We start from the raw sequence: 15,522 nt of genomic DNA, 5'->3' as shown, positions 1-15,522 counted from the left end.
TGGATCAGGATAGCGCGATCTCGCGCCCCAGTGGCACAGACGTGAACGGGCCGCCATTACTGTCTGTGTTCCTGCCCGCGAAATAAATGGCCTCTCCGCGAAGATAGGTCGCCTTGACGCGGCCTCGCAGCGTCTCACCCATGTAGGCCGAGATTGGATGACGATAGTGCAACTGGTCTGACGTCACGCTGAAGCGGGCCTCGGTGTCGAAGACAACAAAGCTGGCCTCGCGACCGGCCTTCAGGGCTCCAGCGTAACCGCTGAGGCCTGCAAGAGCCGCTGGAGCCGAGCTCATCCAGCGTGTCAGGCGATCGAGCGTCAAGCCTCGTTGCACGCATTCCGTATGCATCACAGAGAGCGCAAGCGACAGGCTCGCGATACCTCCCCAGGCGAGGTCGAAGCGGCCGGTCTCGGCGCGCTTCATCTCCGGTGGGCACGGCGAGTGATCGGTGACGACCATGTCGATGTCTCCGCGCTCCAGCGCGTGCCACAGCGCGTCGCGATTCTGCGCGCTGCGAATGGGCGGAGCGCACTTGAGCACCGTCGCTCCGTCGGGGATGCCTTCGGCGGCCAAGTGGAGGTAGTGCGGGCATGTCTCGACTGTGATCGGCAAGCCTTCGGCACGCGCGGCGCGGAGATCCTCAAGCGCGAGCGCTGTGGAGAGATGCACGATGTGCAGATGAAACTTGTACTGACGGCAGAGACGAATCATCAGGCGAATCGCCTCCAGCTCGGCCTCGTCCGGCCGCGAGGCGAGGTAGGTTACGTAGCGCCGCCAGTCTGCGTTCGTGAGCGATTGCGCGGCCTCGTCGATGGGCCCGGCAAGCTCAGCGTGAACGAGCAGCGGCAGGCCGCTCTCGGCGATTGCAGGCAGCGCGGCTTCGAGTTGCTGCTGGTTGATCATGGTGAAGCCGTCGCAGCCGGGGTAGATGAGGAAGCACTTGTAGCCGCGGACTCCAGCGCGAGCCAGCGGCAGGATGTGCTGCTGGTTGTCGGCGACCGCTCCGCCCCAAGGAGCCCAATCGACGAAGCACTCGCCCTGCGCGGCGCGGCGCTTGGCTTCAAGGGCCGCGACGGTAGTGGTCTCAGGCAGGCAGTTGAGCGGCATATCAACGAGCGAGGTGTAACCTCCGACGGCGGCGGCGAGGGTCGCAGTGCGGAAGCCCTCCCATTCCGTGCGTCCAGGCTGATTGATGTGGACGTGCGTGTCGACCAGGCCGGGAAGGATGGCGTCGCTGCCGCAGTCGTATACGATTGCATCGCTGGGAATCTCGGCGCGTTGGCAGACAGCAATGATGTTGCCGCCCTCGACGAGCAGCGCTGCAGGGCGCGTTCCTTCAGGTGTAACGACGCGGCTGGAGACGAAGGCATGTGCCATATAATCGGATTATCTCGCGACTCTCCCCTCGCTGAATCTACGCCAAGGATATCGATCTGAATGCAAGGCAATCCGATCTTTATGGAACAGGCGATCGCACTGGCGACGAAGAACGTCACGTCAGGCCGCGGCGGCCCATTCGGCGCGGTGATTGTGCGCGATGGCAAGGTCGTCGCCACGGGTGCGAACCGCGTGACCGCGACCAACGATCCCACGGCCCACGCCGAGGTAACGGCGATTCGGAACGCCTGCGCAGAGCTCAAGAGCTTCAGCCTTGAGGGCTGCGAGATCTACACGAGCTGCGAGCCCTGCCCGATGTGCCTCGCGGCGATCTACTGGGCGCGCTGCAAAGCTATCTACTTCGGCGGTACCGCGAAGGACGCCGCGGACGCGGGCTTTGACGATGCGTTTCTGTACGACGAGGTGAAGCGGCCCGTAGCTGAGCGCACGATCCCAACGACAACTCTTCTGCGCGACAAGGCGATCGAGAGCTTCGACGCCTGGCGCGCCAGTGCTGTGAACAGAATCGACTACTAGGAAAACGACGAAGACATGGCAACGAAAGCGAAGAAGCAGGCGGCCAGGATTGCGAAGAAAGCCGCGAAGAAGAGTGCGGACCGTGGAGTTAAGGTTGCGCTGCTTGGGTTCGGAACCGTTGGCAGCTCGGTCGCGAAGGTTCTCGCGACGGCGAAGTTTTCCGGAATAGAGCTGACGCATATTTTCAATCGCAATGTGGCACGGAAGCGCGATACTGCTGCGGCAAAGGCGGTTCCGGCTTCGGTTGTGTGGACTGAGAACATCGACGATGTGCTCAAGTCCAATGTAGATGTCGTAGTCGAGCTGATGGGCGGGCTCAACCCGGCAGAGGGCTGGATTCGCAAGGCACTCAGCTCGGGCAAGTCGGTCGTTACAGCCAACAAGCAGTTGATCGCTTACCGCGGGGCGAGCCTGGAGAGGCTGGCGGCGCAGCATGGCGTGCATCTGGTCTACGGCGCGGCGGTGGCGGGCGGCGTACCGGTGATTCCCGGCATGCAGCAGGGTCTGGGCGGCGACAAGCTCACTCGGCTGAGCGGCATCGTCAACGGTACATGCAACTACATCCTAAGCCGCATGGAGTCGGGCGCCGACTACGCGACGGTGCTGGCCGACGCGCAGCATCTTGGTTATGCCGAGGCTGATCCCTCGGCGGACGTCGATGGCTACGACGCGCGGGCGAAGCTGTGCATCCTTTCGCGGATCGCGCTGCGCTCGGAACTCGATCCGGATGCGGTGGCGACGCAGAGCATCTCCGCTGTCGAGGCGATCGATTTTGCCTACGCCAAGGAGCTTAATTGCACGATCCGGCAGGTCTCGCGGGCGCAGGTGGATGGCAGCGTAGTGCATGCGCGCGTGGCTCCGATGCTGGTTCCGCTGACGTCACCGATGGCCTGGTCGCACGGGACGCACAATATGGTCGTCACGAGCGGCGACTTCGGCGGCGACGTTGTCTTTTCAGGCCACGGCGCGGGCGGCGAGCCTACGGCAGTGGCTGTTGTCTCGGACCTGCTGGCCGTGGTGCACAACTCGACGGCAGTGCGTCTGCCGGCGAGGAAGCGCGCAGTGACGGGTGAGTTCCTGGCTCCGCACTACCTGCGGTTTGTGGTGGATGACAAGCCGGGCATCGTCTCGGCGATTGCGGGCGCGCTGGCCAAGGTTGGCGCGAACATCGATTCCCTGCTGCAGCGGCCGGGCTATCCGAAGCACAAGCTGCCGTTTGTCGTGACGACCGAGCCGTGCCTGACCTCGACGATTGAGAAGGCAATGAACTCGATCGCCAGGCTCGACTGTATGCTTGAGCGGCCGCTGTGCCTGCAGATCCTGGTACCTGAGGACAAGCCGGAGTAAGGCTGGCTTACAATGGCCGCGAGCGCTGCTGATTCCCTCGCCTGGAGGTTGCAATGCGACCTAGGATCGCCAATGGCAAAATCTGCTACGTCGAGGTTCCCTCGACCGATATCTCCCGCTCGGCCGAGTTTTACAGCCGCGTCTTCGGCTGGAGGATCCGGCAGCGCGGCGACGGATCGATCGCGTTCGACGATGGCGTCGGCGAGGTGAGCGGCGCGTTTGTGACCGGCAGGCCGCCGATGACGTCGGTAGGTCTGCTGATCTATGTAATGGTCGACAGCGTCGCCGCGACCGTGGAGTCCGTCCTGGCCAACGGCGGCGAAATCGTGCAGCCGATTGGAGCCGACGCTCCGGAGATCACGGCCCGGTTTCGCGACCCAGCCGGGAACATCCTCGGGCTTTATCAGCAGCCTGCCTGAGGGGTCCCCCTCCCCACATATTTGTGCAGTGTCTTCAAAAATAATGCTTTAGGCTCGGACTTCCACTGCAAGGTATTCTATTTACGCGGGTTACGGGCAAGATATTCACAACAAATGAGTTATTGGCACAGAAATGGAAAAGCCCCGAAGTCAGTCCGGGGCTTTTTCTCACTTATTTCTATTCTAGCAGTTTCGTGGAACTACTCTGCCACGTGGAACTGGTTTTGTTCTGAAGGAGTTGAGTGGTTTGGGGGCTTGACAGGGTGCGAAAACGCCAGGCCGTACGGATTGCGACTCCTGATGCCCTTCGATGAAAAAGAAAAGCCCGAGGCACGCTCGGGCTTTTCTCATTACTGTGGAGGCTTAGTACTTTGGCATGGTGCGGTCGATCTTTTCGGCCCAGGCGAGGATGCCTCCGGTGAGGTTGGAGACATTGGTGAAGCCAGCGGCTTTGAGGGCGAGGGCGGCCTTCTGGCTGCGGGCTCCTGAGCGGCAGTGGATGACGATCTCGTCGTTTTTGTGGGCGGCAAGTTCGCTGATGCGGGACTCGATGGAGCCTACGGGGATCAGAGGGGCGCCGAGGTTCGCGATCTGATACTCGTGGGGCTCGCGGACGTCGAGGACGAAGATGTTCTCCTTCGCGTCGAGCTTCTTCTTCAGGATCTCGACGGAGATCTGCGGGATGCCATCGACGACAGAAGCGTCGGCGACGGCCTTGTCGCGGGCGACTTCAAGTGGGCCGACGGAGGTTGGCTTCTCGATGCCGCAGAACTGGTCGTAGTCGATGAGTTCTTTGATCTCGCGGGTTCCGCAGGCCGGGCAGTTGGGGTTCTTGCGCAGCTTGAGGGTGCGGAAGCCCATGCCGAGCGCGTCGACGAGCAGGAGACGGCCGATTAGGGGGTCTCCAATTCCCAGGATGAGCTTGATGACCTCGGTGGCCTGGATGACTCCGACGAGGCCGGGGAGGATTCCGAGGACTCCGCCTTCGGCGCACGAGGGGACGAGGCCGGGCGGTGGCGGCTCGGGGTAGAGGCAGCGGTAGCACGGGCCTTCCTCGGTGGCGAAGACAGAGGCCTGGCCCTCGAAACGGAAGATGCTGCCGTACGCATTGGGCTTGCCGGTGAGGACGCAGGCGTCATTGACCAGGTAGCGGGTCTGGAAGTTGTCGGTGCCGTCGGCGATGACGTCGTAGTCCTTGAAGATCTCGAGCGCGTTGGCGCTGGTGAGCATCGTGTTGTGCTTGACGATGTTGACGTTCTTGTTGAGGCCCTTGAGCATCTGCTCGGCGGAGTCGACCTTGAGCTTGCCGACGGTGGACTGCGAGTGGATGATCTGGCGCTGCAGGTTGGACTCGTCGACGACGTCGAAGTCGATGAGGCCGAGGGTGCCGACGCCAGCGGCAGCCAGATAGAGGGCGAGCGGGGCTCCGAGGCCTCCGGTACCGACGCAGAGGACCTTCGCGGCCTTCAACTTGCGCTGGCCCTCCATGCCGACCTCGGGAAGGATGAGGTGGCGAGAGTAACGGGCGATCTCTTCGTTCGAGAGCTTCGGGAGTTCTACGGCTTCTTCGATGGCGGTTGGCATTGGGTTTACCTGTTTCTTTTTAATTCTAGATGCTTTTGCTTCAGGAATGGCTCATTGGAACGGATTCATTCCCACCCTTCGCGAAGGATGGGGCACCCCAGCGGTATCGGCAACCGACGCGAAATACGGGGGTTCTTCCCGTTCGACTTCGCTCAGGGCAGGCTGCTGCGCTCAGAATGACAACTGTGGTGGGAACTAAAAAAGGAGGGGACAACAGGTACAACAGCCGCCGGCGATGGAGGGGATGATAGTGAGTTCGTCGGTGGAGGTGACGGGAGTGGCTTCTTTGGCCGGGAGGTAGCGGAGGTCTTCGTCGTTGAAGTAGACGTTGACGAAGGAGCGGAGCTTGCCGTCGGCGGTGAAGAGCTGCTGCTTGAGCTCGGGGTACTGGGCGGTGAGCGCGGTGAAGACCTCGGTAATGGTGCCTCCGGGGATGCTGACCGTCTCGGCTCCGCCGGTGTAGACGCGGAGCGGTGTGGGGATGTGGATGTTCATGCCTTGCCTTTCTGTTGAGATGTTTCGGCGGCGACGTCGATCTCGATGGGTTGATCTTGAAACTTCTTGTCTTCCTCGGTGGTTCCGGTTAGGAGAAAGGAATTGGTGATAGCGGCCTTGCCTTGCTCCACAGAGGTGATGACGTAGGAGCAGCCGATCCAGTGGGCCTCGGCGAAGTCGGTGGAGGACCATTGCGCGGGGTGGTCGGGGTGCGAGTGGTAGAAGCCGACGATGTCGAGACCGAGCCCGCGGGCCTGCCGCTGGATCTTCACCAGTTCCTGCGGGGCGATGTTGTAGCGGTTGTGCGCGGAGTCGGTGCGGGTGTTGCCGGCGCGGACGATCTGTTGGACGCTGTTGCCGTCGGGGCCGGACTTGCCGAGCAGGACGCCGCAGCACTCATGAGGGTAGGTCTCCTCGCCGTGGGCGCGCAGGGCCTGGTAGTTGGCGTAGTCGATGTGCAGCATGGGCTAGTCTTTCTCCAGCCAGAAGCGGTCGCTCATGTATTTCTCCGCGGAGTCGGGGAGGATGGTGACGATGACGGCCTCGCGTCCGGCGGCGGCCTCCTGCTCGGCGACCTGGAGCGAGGCAGCGACGGCGGCGCCGGAGGAGATGCCGACGAGAAGTCCGTGCTTGCGGCCGAGGGTGCGGGCCATCTTGTAGGCGACCTCGGTGTCCATGTCGATATTGGCGTCGGCGAGCGCGGGATCGTAGATGCGCGGGACGATCGCCGTGGCCATGTGCTTGAGGCCTTCGAGGCCGTGGAAGGCGGAGTCAGGCTGCATCGAGATGCAGCGGATCTTCGGATTCAGCTCGCGCAGGCGGCGGGTGGTTCCCATGAAGGTGCCGGAGGTCCCGAGGCCAGCGACGAAGTGCGTGATCTGGCCTTCGGTCTGCTGCCAGATCTCGTTGGCGGTGGTGCAGTAGTGGGCGCGCCAGTTCTCGTCGTTGGAGTACTGGTCAGCGTAGAAGTAGCGGCCGGGTTCGGCGGCGGCCAGCTCTCGGGCCTTGCGGATGGCGCCGTCGGAGCCATCGGCGGGGTCGGTCCAGACGATCTCGGCGCCGTAGGCGGCGAGGTACTTCTTGCGCTCGGGCGAGACGTTGGACGGCATGCAGAGTGTGACCGGGAAGCCGAGCGCCGCTCCGAACATGGCGTAGGCGATGCCGGTGTTGCCGCTGGTGGCGTCGAGCAGGCCCTTAGCCACATCTGAGCCGCGGGCGCTGCCGATAAGACCGCGCTTCAGCGCGTCGGTGACGATGGCCGATGCTGCGCGGTCCTTGACGGAGCCGCCGGGGTTCGCCCACTCGGCCTTGCCGAGAATCTGGATGCCAGGGAGATGAGCCGTCAGCCCCTCGAGACGCACAAGTGGCGTGTTGCCAACGCGTTCGAGGATGGTGGTGCCGAGCGGTTTGACGGTGGTCATCATGTTCATTCGATGTCTTCTGCAATTGATTCGTAACAGCGCCGTTTGAAGACGGCCATGAGGTTATGCGAGAGTTAAGTCTAACGTATGGCACTCATGGCGAAAAAGTCTCAGCTACCGACCTTTAACGACACGCTCTCCATCCTTGGCAGTCAACGATTCGATGTTGCACCTGCGCAGGAGGGTGCAAAGCGCGTCCCGAATGCCGTTCAGGTAAGGAAGTATGGCTGTGCGGCCGAGATCGCTCCCGCTGCCGACGGCACGCCAGAGATCCTGTCGCGTCCGGGGTGGGTGCTGAATGGAGAGATCGCGCGGCTGCTCGACCGCGGCTACCAGAAGTTCTTCAAGACAAGCAAAGTGGAGATTCCCGCGACTGCGGACCATCTTCGGTCGCTTCATGAGTTCAGCGAAGAGTTGAAGCAGGCGATCGGCGCGACGAGCCTCTACAACGAGTCGCTGGGGACGACCAGCGATCTCTACCACTACGACCGCGTGAAGGGCCGCGAATAAGGCTCAGCGAAGCCGGTTCTGTTCGCGTTGCAGCTCGCGGTAGGCCTCGCTCTTGCCGATACCGCGTTCGCGGGCTACGCGCTTGAGTGCGTCCTTTTCGGTGAGGTTTTCCGACTGCATGAGAGCCGCGACCTCTGCAGCGATGCTTTGGCTTCGCGGCGAGGCGGCAGCGTCTGCCGCAGCGGGAGCGAGAAGGAGAACGAACTCTCCGCGAATAGACTGGCGTGCGCTGAGTTGGGCGTGGAGTTCGCTGACCGGGCCGCGAAGGAACTCCTCATGCAGCTTGGTGAGTTCGCGCGCGAGGACGATGGGCTGATCGGGGCCGAAGGTGACCTCGATGTCGGCCAGCGTGCCCACAATGCGGTGTGGAGCTTCGTAAAAGATATGGGTCTCGCCGGTGCGGGAGAGATGCTCCAGTACGGTGCGGCGCTGGCCCTCTTTTGCGGGGAGGAAGCCGTGGAAGGTGAAGCGCTCCGATGAGAGGCCGCTGGCGATGAGCGCGCTGAGAGCGGCGTTGGCTCCGGGGATGGGGTAGACGGGGATGCCGGCAGCGATGGCCGCGGCGGCGATCTGCGAGCCGGGGTCGGCGATACCGGGCGTGCCTGCGTCGCTGACGACGGCTATGCGCGCGCCGTGCTTCAACTGCTCGATCAGCTCCACGGTGCGCGGAGCCTCGTTGTGCATGTGGTAGCTGACGGTGGGGGTGCGGATAGCGAAGTGGTTGAGCAGCTTCTGGGTCTGGCGGGTGTCCTCGCAGGCGATGCGGTCTGCGCTTGTGAGCACGCGGAGGGCGCGGAGGGTGATGTCCTCAAGGTTGCCGATGGGTGTGGCGACGAGATAGAGGCCGGGAGCCAAGGGTTGCGCTTCGGCCTGACGGTCTTCGGGCATTATTCCTGTGAGCGCAGACGGCGGCGCTGGTTGAGCATGCCAATGGAGTGGGCGAGATTCTGCGGCGTGATGATGCCGACGATGCGGTCACCTTCGATGATGGGAACCATCTGGACGCCCTGCCCCGCCATGATGCGGCGCAGCGTCTTGACCAGGGAGTCGTCAGGCTGGGCCGTCTGGAAGGAGCGCGACATAACGCCCTGCACGTAACCGTTGCCCTCGGCCTCGAGCGCCTCGACGATGCCCTGGCGCGAGACGGAGCCGACGAGATTGGGCCCGCGCACGACGGGGAAGACATCCTGCAGGGTGTGGACGGAGTGCTGCAGCGCGTCCTCGAGCGTGTCCGATGCAGAGAGCGTGCTGAACTGCGTGAGCATGACGTCGCGCATGCGCACGGCGTCAGTGTCGCTCTGGAACAGCAGGCCCTGGTCTTCCATGTGGGAGCCGATCATGAGGAAGAGGCCGATCATGACGAGCCACATATTCGGGATCACCAACCCTGCGATGACGAGGCCAAAGGAGATGGCCTGGCCCAGCCCGGCGGCGGCGCGCATGCCCTTGATGGCTCCGCGCGATTTGGCGAACTCGCCGCGAAAGACGCGGCCTCCATCGAGCGGCGAGACGGGAAGGAAGTTGACAGCGCCGAGCAGAAGGTTGATCCAGACAAAGCCGCGAAGCAGGTGCGAGGGCGTGATCCAGGGGCGCTCGAAGAGATTGATCTTCGGCGCGAGAACCATGATGATCGCCGCCAGCACAAGGCCGAAGCCGATGTTGGCGATGGGGCCGACGATAGCGAGGCGCTTCTGCATCTCGGGCGTGGCGGCCAGCTCGCTTGCTTCGGGCGTGGCGTAGGCCTGAAGGCCTCCGGTGGGGAGCAGTAGCAGGCTGCGCAGTTCCAGTCCATACCATGCAGCGGCGACGGCGCGCGCGATCTCGCGGACGGCGACGGCGATCAGAAGCAGCACCCAGAGCCAGAAGCCGCGCCCGCCGCTCGTGCCAGAGACCGACGAGTAGCTGACGGCGAGACCGAGCAAAAGAAGGAAGAAGGTGTGGATGCGGAGATCCACGCCGAGAAAGCTTCCGATAGGAAACGACCACCCTCGCATATCTACAATTGTATTCTCAGGCTCAAGGCCTCCGGAGAAAGATGCGCGTCATCGCAGGAACCTATCGCTCACGTCCACTGGCAGCGCCGCGCGGGATGGACACTCGGCCAACCAGCGACCGGCTGCGCGAGACGCTGTTCAACATCCTCGCGCCCCGCATCGAGGGCAGCAGGTTTCTTGACCTCTACGCCGGAACGGGCGCGGTGGGGATCGAAGCTTTGAGCCGTGGAACCGCGCAGGTGTGGTTTGTCGAGGACGCGGCTCCGGCAGTTAAGGTGATTCGTGCGAACCTTGCTTCGCTGAAGATCGGCGGCGGCTACACGCTTGAGGTTCGCAGTGCCGCCGCAGCGCTGGAGCGGATGAGCAAGCAGGGATTGGTGGCAGACATCGTCTTTCTCGACCCACCCTACGAGGCCGAGGCAGAGTATGCGCGGACGCTTGAGTTCTTAGGGAATGCACGAGGAAGGTTGCTGCTCGCGGAAGGCGCGCTAGTGATCGCAGAGCACAGAAGCAAGACGTCGCTTGCGGAGCAATACGGCGCGCTGGAGAGGACGCGCGTAGTGAAGCAGGGGGACGCGGCGCTCAGCTTCTTTGCGATACCTCTGCTAAGTGCGGAAGATGAGGTCAAGTCCTAGGTCTTCCAGCCGCCGCCCAGATGATGGCCGGTGAGCAGATCAACGGTGAAGGGGCGCTCCTGATCGGTGAGGAGGTTCCAGCCCGTGCCATGGAGCGTGTCGGCTTCGACTCCGGTGATGCGAACTCCCTCCCAGCTGAGCTTGCCGGTGTGCCATGCCTCGCCGTGCGCTCCCCAGGCGAGGATGGTGTGGAAGCCCACGAAGAGGAGAAGTTGGTGTTGCGGGAGAGGGTGGATGTGTACGACTGGCTTGAGGGGGATGTGCGTTGAACGCTCGGGGTGGAGCGTGTCGAGGATGTAGGCGTAGCCTCCGGCGACGGCGCAGAGTTCGTCAAGGTTGGGGCAGGAGAAGACTCCCGTTGGCATGGTGGGATCGGTGAAGCCTAGGGCGCAGGTGGCGAGGAAGGTGCCTCCATCTGCGGGCCGGACGAGGAGTTGGAGTGCTCCTCGCTCGAGAGCGTCTTCTTCACCAGCGATCTGGCGAGGGTAGGTGAAGTGGCGTGCTGGAGCAATGAGTGGGGCCGATTTAAGAGTCTCAGCGGTCCAGCTATGTGAGAAAGAGTTGTCGATCATGAGGGGTTCGCCTTCATGTTGAGGTTGACCCAGGAACGCTGTTCATTTGTGTCAGGGACAGGATATCCGCGAGCTATGGATACTTGTGTCCACGCCGCCTCCGATGAAACTCCGGATCGGATCAGTAAACTGACAGCGACAACCGAAGATCGGCCTATACTAGCGCGGCAGTGAATACCTATCCGTCTGCCAGCTGCTAATTCACTTTCAAGTTCGGACAGGAATTTCACGAAGTTTTCAACATGGAGTGGGACGTTCCGATCCGGAACAGGAAAATTAATGAAGGAAATTCCCGCATTAACAGCGGCATTTTCTTCTTCCTGCAATCCCAAGTCCGCAGCCTCTTCGCTTTCGAGCATAGAGACGACAACATCAATTCCGGCCTGGTGAAGAGCCAACATCTCATCTTCCAGCCCGTCGCCGCCTCTGGGTCTGGGCACAATCGCGAGTTGGGGAGCAATCCAGTAAAGGCCCACTATCACTGTTTGATTGCGTCCAACGCCTGAGCGATGTCTTCGAGGAGGTCTTCGATGTCCTCGCAGCCGGCGCTCAGGCGGATGAAGCCCTCGGCGATGTCGTCGCCTCCCCAGCGGGCGCGGCGCTCGGCGGAGGTGGAGACGCCGCCGAAGCTGGTGGCCTCGGTGAGGAGCTTCGATTTTGCGAGGAAGGTTTCGGCGGCGGCCTTGTTGCGAAGGATGAAGCTGAGCACGGGGCCGAAGTAGCGCATCTGCTTTGCGGCGATGGCGTGGCCGGGATGCATAGGCAGGCCGGGGTAGAGGACGCTCTCGACCTCTGCGCGAGTGCTGACGAACTCCGCGATGCGCTGGGCGTTCTGGCAGGAGCGCTCGAGCCGCAGCGGCAGCGTGGCGATGGAGCGCAGGGCTAGCCAGGCCTCCATGGGTCCGAGGATGCCGCCGGTGAGTGTGCGCCACTGGTCGATCTTCTGGCGCAGTTCGAGATCGCGCACGGCGACGTGGCCGAGGAGGATGTCGCTATGGCCGGTCATCGCCTTGGTGTCTGAAGCGACGGAGAGATCGGCCCCGAGTGCAAGCGGGAGCTGGCCGAGCGGCGTGGGCGTGGTGTTGTCGACGGCGACGAGAGCGCCGGCCTTGTGCGCAGCGTCGCAGAGCGCTGCGATGTCGCAGACCTCCATCGTGGGATTGCTGGGGGTCTCGATCCAGAGCAGCTTCGCGCCTTCGAGGTGCTCCGCCTGCGCGTTGTTGGCTGTGGGCGCGAGGCGGAGCGTGATGCCCATCTTCGCGAAGTACTCCTGCGCGAGGACGCGGGCGGCGTAGTAGGCGTTTGCGGGCAGAACCACGGTGTCGCCGGGGCGCAGCAGCGCTCCGAAGACCGCTGTGGTGGCGGCCATGCCGGAGGCGAAGACAAGCGCGTGGGCGCGGTAATCCGCGCCGGACTCCATTTGGCCGATGGCCTTCTCGAGATGCGTCCACGTGGGGTTGTGCGAGCGGGCGTAGGTGTAGGGAGTCTGCGAGGCGTCGCCGGGCGCGTGGTACGGCGCAGCGAAGACAGGGCCGGAGTGAAGAGGTTCGCCGGGTTTGGTGGGAGTGAGCGTGGAGCGAATGATCTTTGTGGCTTCGCGCATACCTGATTTTAGGCGAGAGCAAAGTCTCGATGGCCGATCACAGCAGAGAGCTGTGGTGACGACTTCAAGGCAAGGGGGCGCAGCCTATTGAACTGCCGCGCCCACTGTAACCACGGCCGCTTCGCTGCGGGACCTCCGCAGTTGCCGGAGCCGGGCGCCGAACCCAGAGATGGAAGCCGAGATGACGCTAGAAGTTCAATGACATCTGCAGCAGAATGCGGCGCGTCGCTGCATTGCTGGTATAGATGTTGCCTGCCAGTTGTGTCGAGTGTCCGAACAGCTCAGCCGACTTCAAGACTCCCACCGGTGTCGATAAGTTCTCCGTGTCGAACAGGTTCAGGAACGTAGCGCCGAAAGAAAGGTTGTACCGCCGGCCAGTGCTCACGCCTCCGCCAAATATTCCGCCGGGTCCTCCAGGTCCGCCGCGCCCGCGATCGCCACCGGGTCCGCCGCGCCCACCCTGCCCACCCTGGTCGCGAGCGGTCTCAGGTCCAAACCCGAAGGTCTTGGAAACGCGCAGATTCATCGTAAACAAGGCGGGGCCGGTGCAGTAATTGATCGGAATCTGCGTATAGCTGGTGACACTCGGATCCGGCACATAGAAGCTGCTTGCGTCCGAGCAGTTTGCCGAGGTCTTCCCAGGCAGAAATGCAGGGCGGTCGTTGAAGACGCTGTCGTTGTTCCGGTCTGTGCCGATCGTGACGTTATACGGGGTCCCCGACTGCGCCACGATAAACGGACTCAGCGTGATCCGGTAGGGCGCCGTCGCGTTGCCTCCAACGAACAGCCGGTTACGCACATCGAACTGCGCCCGCCCGTAGTCGGCGCCGATATTGCCCGGCTGCGATGGGAAGTAGCTGATGCCCGCCGTGTCCGCGTTCGCGAAGTTCAGCGCGTAGTAGCCAAACAGGGTGAAGTACCGGCTGCTACGGATGTTGACGTTCGTCATCAGCTGATTCTGCCGGAACACGCCTTCCGACTGGTATTGATACTGCGTCGGGGCCGGCGTCCCATAGCTGACGTTCTGGCTCAGGAACTGATGCACTCCGTGAGCATTCAGGTAGTTGACCGAGATCGTCGCCCCGCGGAAAAGCTGCTGATCTACGCCGATCCCAAACTGCACCGTATAGGGAGTACGAAGATTGGGTGCCGCTGTAAACGTTGTTGTGTTGGCCGTGGTCGGCGTACCGCAAGCAGCCGCAGTCATGTTGCCTGGGGAGCAAGCCGGATTTGGAGATTTATTGATCAACTGTTGCTGCCGGACGCCATCACTCTGCACCGTCGTCATGATGTTCGAAATCTGATAGCGGTCGTAGAACAGACCGAATCCGCCGCGCAGCACCGTCTTCGGCGACCCCTTCGAACTACCCAGCCCGTAGGCGAACGAGACGCGAGGCGCAAAGTCGTGGTGCTCGCCGAGATAGTTCTGCGTCTCGTACCGGATCCCGTAGGTCACGGTCAGGTTGGGCTGCACCTTCCAGTCGTCCTCAAAGTACAGTCCGACATCGGCTATCGTCGCTCTGCTCGGAGCGTTGACCTGCGTCAGGCTGAACTGGCTCAGCTTTCCGTTCTTATAGTCATCCAGGCTGGCATAGGTGAATTTGCCGTTAGTTCCCGCGGTCGTGCTGGTTGACTCCTGATTCACACGCAGCCTGCCGCCAAAGCGCATGAAGTTCTTCGCCAACTGGACCGAGGTGTAGTTCTGCACCTCGAGACGATTCTGGTGCGTTGAGACGGTGCCGGAGTTCGAACCGCCTGACGTAAACGCTCCGGAGACGATCACAGTCGGATCCGTGCTCTGCGCCCTCTGCGTATCCCGGTTGCGTCCCAGCTCGAAGCGAGTCTCATTGATGACGCGTGAACTCAGAACCTGCGTATCGCTTACCTGCAGTTCATACTCAGAGCTGTCGATGTTGTAGCCGGTCGAGGGCAGATCGAATCCGCCTACGCCATTATTTGTCTGTGAGCTCTGATAGAGCTGGAACCGTGTCGTTAAGGTGTTCTTCTCACCGAGCGCGAGGTCCACGCGCGGGCTGACGTCCAGCCGCGTCTGCGGAAAGGGATTGGCGTACTGATAGGAGGTCGAGACGCAGCTCAGATCTCCTGGGTTGCAGATCATGGTCGGAGACGCCGGATTCGCCAAGATCTGTCCGTTGACGATCGTATTGTCCTGGATTGAGCGCCGCGACGCCGACAACGTAAAGGATGCGATCGGCGAGATCGGTCCAGTGATGCTGCCGAAGCCGAAGACCGTGTGATACGGAGGCTGAACGGCAGTGGGATCCAGGAGCGGATTGCCGGTGTTGAACGAAGAGTCGTTTCCGTTGAGTTGGAACGAGCCATGGAGCTTGTCCGTACCCGGCTTGGTGAAGACCTCCACGCGCCCGTAGCCCAGCCTGTCGTACTGCGCTGAAAACGGGTTCTGGTTGACGCGGATCTCGCGGATCGAGGACTTCGGCGGGAGTTGGCCGCCCGTGAATCCATCGACATAGATCTGGCCGCCGTTCGGCCCTGCCGCTGGTCCCGCGAGTGCCGACAACTCGGACGACAACTCGTCCGGATCATCCGACAATGCATCGAGGTCCTTGCCCTTGATGACCGTCGAACTCGCGTTGCTGTCCTGATCGACACTGACCTGCGCCGACTGTGCCGAGACCTGGACCTCCTGCGAAGCCGCCTGCACCGTCATCTTCGTATCGATCGTCAGCGATTGCCCTGCCGCGATGCGCAGCCCCTGCTTTACGACGGTCGTGAAGCCCTGCATCGTCACGGTCAGAGAGTAAGTGCTGGGCGACAGGTTACGAATGACGTAGCTGCCATCGTTCTGCGACTTCGTGACTGCTCCTTTCCCCGAGGCAGGAGTCAAGGTGACCGTCGCCCCCGGAATCACCGCTCCATCAGGGTCGGAGATCGTGCCACTCACCGTCGCTCCCGTCTGCTGCGCGTTTGCGACCGCAGCCCCCAAGGCAAGAAAAAAGAGAAAAAGAAACTTCAATGCTGCGCGAAGATACATTCCTGCTCCTGAAA

General features: G+C 62.3%; 16 protein-coding genes. 5 read left to right on the top strand and 11 right to left on the bottom strand.

Annotated elements, in window-relative coordinates; all coding sequences use genetic code 11:
* Positions 1-4: 4 nt before the first annotated feature.
* Entirely contained in the window at positions 5-1,378 is a 1,374-nt protein-coding gene (allB, locus tag OHL16_RS19920; RefSeq protein ID WP_263368953.1) for an allantoinase AllB, read from the bottom strand.
* Between the two features lie 60 nt (positions 1,379-1,438).
* On the opposite strand from allB, the gene OHL16_RS19915 reads away from it, so the two are divergent.
* Genes OHL16_RS19915 through OHL16_RS19905 form a run of 3 tightly spaced genes read left to right on the top strand, consistent with a single transcriptional unit; the run spans position 1,439 to position 3,681 of the window.
* A complete protein-coding gene (locus OHL16_RS19915) occupies positions 1,439-1,915 on the top strand; it encodes a nucleoside deaminase (RefSeq protein WP_263368952.1) in 477 nt (158 codons plus the stop codon).
* A gap of 15 nt (positions 1,916-1,930) precedes the next feature.
* Complete coding sequence (locus OHL16_RS19910; protein WP_263368951.1) at positions 1,931-3,262, top strand: homoserine dehydrogenase; 1,332 nt, start codon at positions 1,931-1,933, stop codon at positions 3,260-3,262.
* A gap of 53 nt (positions 3,263-3,315) precedes the next feature.
* Complete coding sequence (locus OHL16_RS19905; RefSeq protein ID WP_263368950.1) at positions 3,316-3,681, top strand: VOC family protein; 366 nt, start codon at positions 3,316-3,318, stop codon at positions 3,679-3,681.
* 363 nt (positions 3,682-4,044) lie between these two features.
* Here OHL16_RS19905 and moeB read toward each other — a convergent pair whose 3' ends face one another.
* The 4 genes from moeB to OHL16_RS19885 form a co-directional block, all read right to left on the bottom strand.
* On the bottom strand, positions 4,045-5,265 hold the full coding sequence (gene moeB / locus OHL16_RS19900) for a molybdopterin-synthase adenylyltransferase MoeB (RefSeq protein ID WP_263368949.1): 1,221 nt from the start codon (positions 5,263-5,265) through the stop codon (positions 4,045-4,047).
* Between the two features lie 195 nt (positions 5,266-5,460).
* Positions 5,461-5,760: a MoaD/ThiS family protein gene (locus tag OHL16_RS19895; RefSeq protein WP_263368948.1), complete on the bottom strand. Its 300-nt coding sequence runs from the start codon at positions 5,758-5,760 to the stop codon at positions 5,461-5,463.
* Positions 5,757-6,224, bottom strand: coding sequence for a M67 family metallopeptidase (locus tag OHL16_RS19890; RefSeq protein WP_263368947.1), 468 nt, complete (start codon positions 6,222-6,224; stop codon positions 5,757-5,759). The genes OHL16_RS19895 and OHL16_RS19890 overlap by 4 nt, the downstream gene beginning before the upstream one ends.
* A gap of 3 nt (positions 6,225-6,227) precedes the next feature.
* Positions 6,228-7,184: a PLP-dependent cysteine synthase family protein gene (locus OHL16_RS19885; RefSeq protein WP_263368973.1), complete on the bottom strand. Its 957-nt coding sequence runs from the start codon at positions 7,182-7,184 to the stop codon at positions 6,228-6,230.
* Positions 7,185-7,277: 93 nt separating this feature from the next.
* On the opposite strand from OHL16_RS19885, the gene OHL16_RS19880 reads away from it, so the two are divergent.
* Entirely contained in the window at positions 7,278-7,691 is a 414-nt protein-coding gene (locus OHL16_RS19880; protein WP_263368946.1) for a hypothetical protein, read from the top strand.
* A 3-nt stretch (positions 7,692-7,694) separates the two neighbouring features.
* Here OHL16_RS19880 and rsmI read toward each other — a convergent pair whose 3' ends face one another.
* Positions 7,695-8,579 carry a 16S rRNA (cytidine(1402)-2'-O)-methyltransferase gene (gene rsmI, locus OHL16_RS19875; protein ID WP_263368945.1) on the bottom strand — a complete coding sequence of 295 codons (885 nt, stop codon included), beginning with the start codon at positions 8,577-8,579 and terminating at the stop codon, positions 7,695-7,697.
* On the bottom strand, positions 8,579-9,685 hold the full coding sequence (locus tag OHL16_RS19870; protein WP_263368944.1) for a CBS domain-containing protein: 1,107 nt from the start codon (positions 9,683-9,685) through the stop codon (positions 8,579-8,581). Before OHL16_RS19870 ends, rsmI begins: the two co-directional genes overlap by 1 nt.
* A 41-nt stretch (positions 9,686-9,726) precedes the next feature.
* On the opposite strand from OHL16_RS19870, the gene rsmD reads away from it, so the two are divergent.
* The gene (gene rsmD, locus OHL16_RS19865; RefSeq protein ID WP_263368943.1) at positions 9,727-10,320 is read left to right on the top strand and encodes a 16S rRNA (guanine(966)-N(2))-methyltransferase RsmD; all 594 of its coding nucleotides are present in this window, start codon (positions 9,727-9,729) and stop codon (positions 10,318-10,320) included.
* On the opposite strand, the gene OHL16_RS19860 is transcribed toward rsmD, so the two are convergent.
* From OHL16_RS19860 to OHL16_RS19845, 4 genes are all read right to left on the bottom strand, one after another.
* Positions 10,317-10,892: a hypothetical protein gene (locus OHL16_RS19860; protein ID WP_263368942.1), complete on the bottom strand. Its 576-nt coding sequence runs from the start codon at positions 10,890-10,892 to the stop codon at positions 10,317-10,319. The genes rsmD and OHL16_RS19860 overlap by 4 nt on opposite strands.
* Complete coding sequence (locus tag OHL16_RS19855) at positions 10,889-11,332, bottom strand: protein-tyrosine phosphatase family protein (protein WP_396127237.1); 444 nt, start codon at positions 11,330-11,332, stop codon at positions 10,889-10,891. Before OHL16_RS19855 ends, OHL16_RS19860 begins: the two co-directional genes overlap by 4 nt.
* 38 nt (positions 11,333-11,370) lie before the next feature.
* Positions 11,371-12,495: a cystathionine gamma-lyase gene (locus OHL16_RS19850; protein ID WP_263368940.1), complete on the bottom strand. Its 1,125-nt coding sequence runs from the start codon at positions 12,493-12,495 to the stop codon at positions 11,371-11,373.
* 187 nt (positions 12,496-12,682) lie between these two features.
* A complete protein-coding gene (locus OHL16_RS19845; protein ID WP_263368939.1) occupies positions 12,683-15,508 on the bottom strand; it encodes a TonB-dependent receptor in 2,826 nt (941 codons plus the stop codon).
* Between the last annotated feature and the right edge of the window lie 14 nt (positions 15,509-15,522).

Source organism: Edaphobacter bradus (assembly GCF_025685645.1).
GTDB classification, from domain to species: domain Bacteria; phylum Acidobacteriota; class Terriglobia; order Terriglobales; family Acidobacteriaceae; genus Edaphobacter; species Edaphobacter bradus.
The sequence above is the reverse complement of the archived record's forward strand: the minus strand, read 5'-3'. Positions and strand labels throughout refer to the sequence as shown.

What these genes read in the sequence shown, in the direction of transcription:
- OHL16_RS19845 (WP_263368939.1), bottom strand. Translation starts at nt 15,508, where the DNA reads ATGTATCTTCGCGCAGCATTGAAGTTTCTTTTTCTCTTTTTTCTTGCC.
- OHL16_RS19860 (WP_263368942.1), bottom strand. Translation starts at nt 10,892, where the DNA reads ATGATCGACAACTCTTTCTCACATAGCTGGACCGCTGAGACTCTTAAA.
- OHL16_RS19895 (WP_263368948.1), bottom strand. Translation starts at nt 5,760, where the DNA reads ATGAACATCCACATCCCCACACCGCTCCGCGTCTACACCGGCGGAGCC.
- OHL16_RS19870 (WP_263368944.1), bottom strand. Translation starts at nt 9,685, where the DNA reads ATGCGAGGGTGGTCGTTTCCTATCGGAAGCTTTCTCGGCGTGGATCTC.
- OHL16_RS19905 (WP_263368950.1), top strand. Translation starts at nt 3,316, where the DNA reads ATGCGACCTAGGATCGCCAATGGCAAAATCTGCTACGTCGAGGTTCCC.
- rsmI (WP_263368945.1), bottom strand. Translation starts at nt 8,579, where the DNA reads ATGCCCGAAGACCGTCAGGCCGAAGCGCAACCCTTGGCTCCCGGCCTC.
- rsmD (WP_263368943.1), top strand. Translation starts at nt 9,727, where the DNA reads ATGCGCGTCATCGCAGGAACCTATCGCTCACGTCCACTGGCAGCGCCG.
- OHL16_RS19880 (WP_263368946.1), top strand. Translation starts at nt 7,278, where the DNA reads ATGGCGAAAAAGTCTCAGCTACCGACCTTTAACGACACGCTCTCCATC.
- allB (WP_263368953.1), bottom strand. Translation starts at nt 1,378, where the DNA reads ATGGCACATGCCTTCGTCTCCAGCCGCGTCGTTACACCTGAAGGAACG.
- OHL16_RS19915 (WP_263368952.1), top strand. Translation starts at nt 1,439, where the DNA reads ATGCAAGGCAATCCGATCTTTATGGAACAGGCGATCGCACTGGCGACG.
- OHL16_RS19910 (WP_263368951.1), top strand. Translation starts at nt 1,931, where the DNA reads ATGGCAACGAAAGCGAAGAAGCAGGCGGCCAGGATTGCGAAGAAAGCC.
- moeB (WP_263368949.1), bottom strand. Translation starts at nt 5,265, where the DNA reads ATGCCAACCGCCATCGAAGAAGCCGTAGAACTCCCGAAGCTCTCGAAC.
- OHL16_RS19885 (WP_263368973.1), bottom strand. Translation starts at nt 7,184, where the DNA reads ATGATGACCACCGTCAAACCGCTCGGCACCACCATCCTCGAACGCGTT.
- OHL16_RS19890 (WP_263368947.1), bottom strand. Translation starts at nt 6,224, where the DNA reads ATGCTGCACATCGACTACGCCAACTACCAGGCCCTGCGCGCCCACGGC.
- OHL16_RS19850 (WP_263368940.1), bottom strand. Translation starts at nt 12,495, where the DNA reads ATGCGCGAAGCCACAAAGATCATTCGCTCCACGCTCACTCCCACCAAA.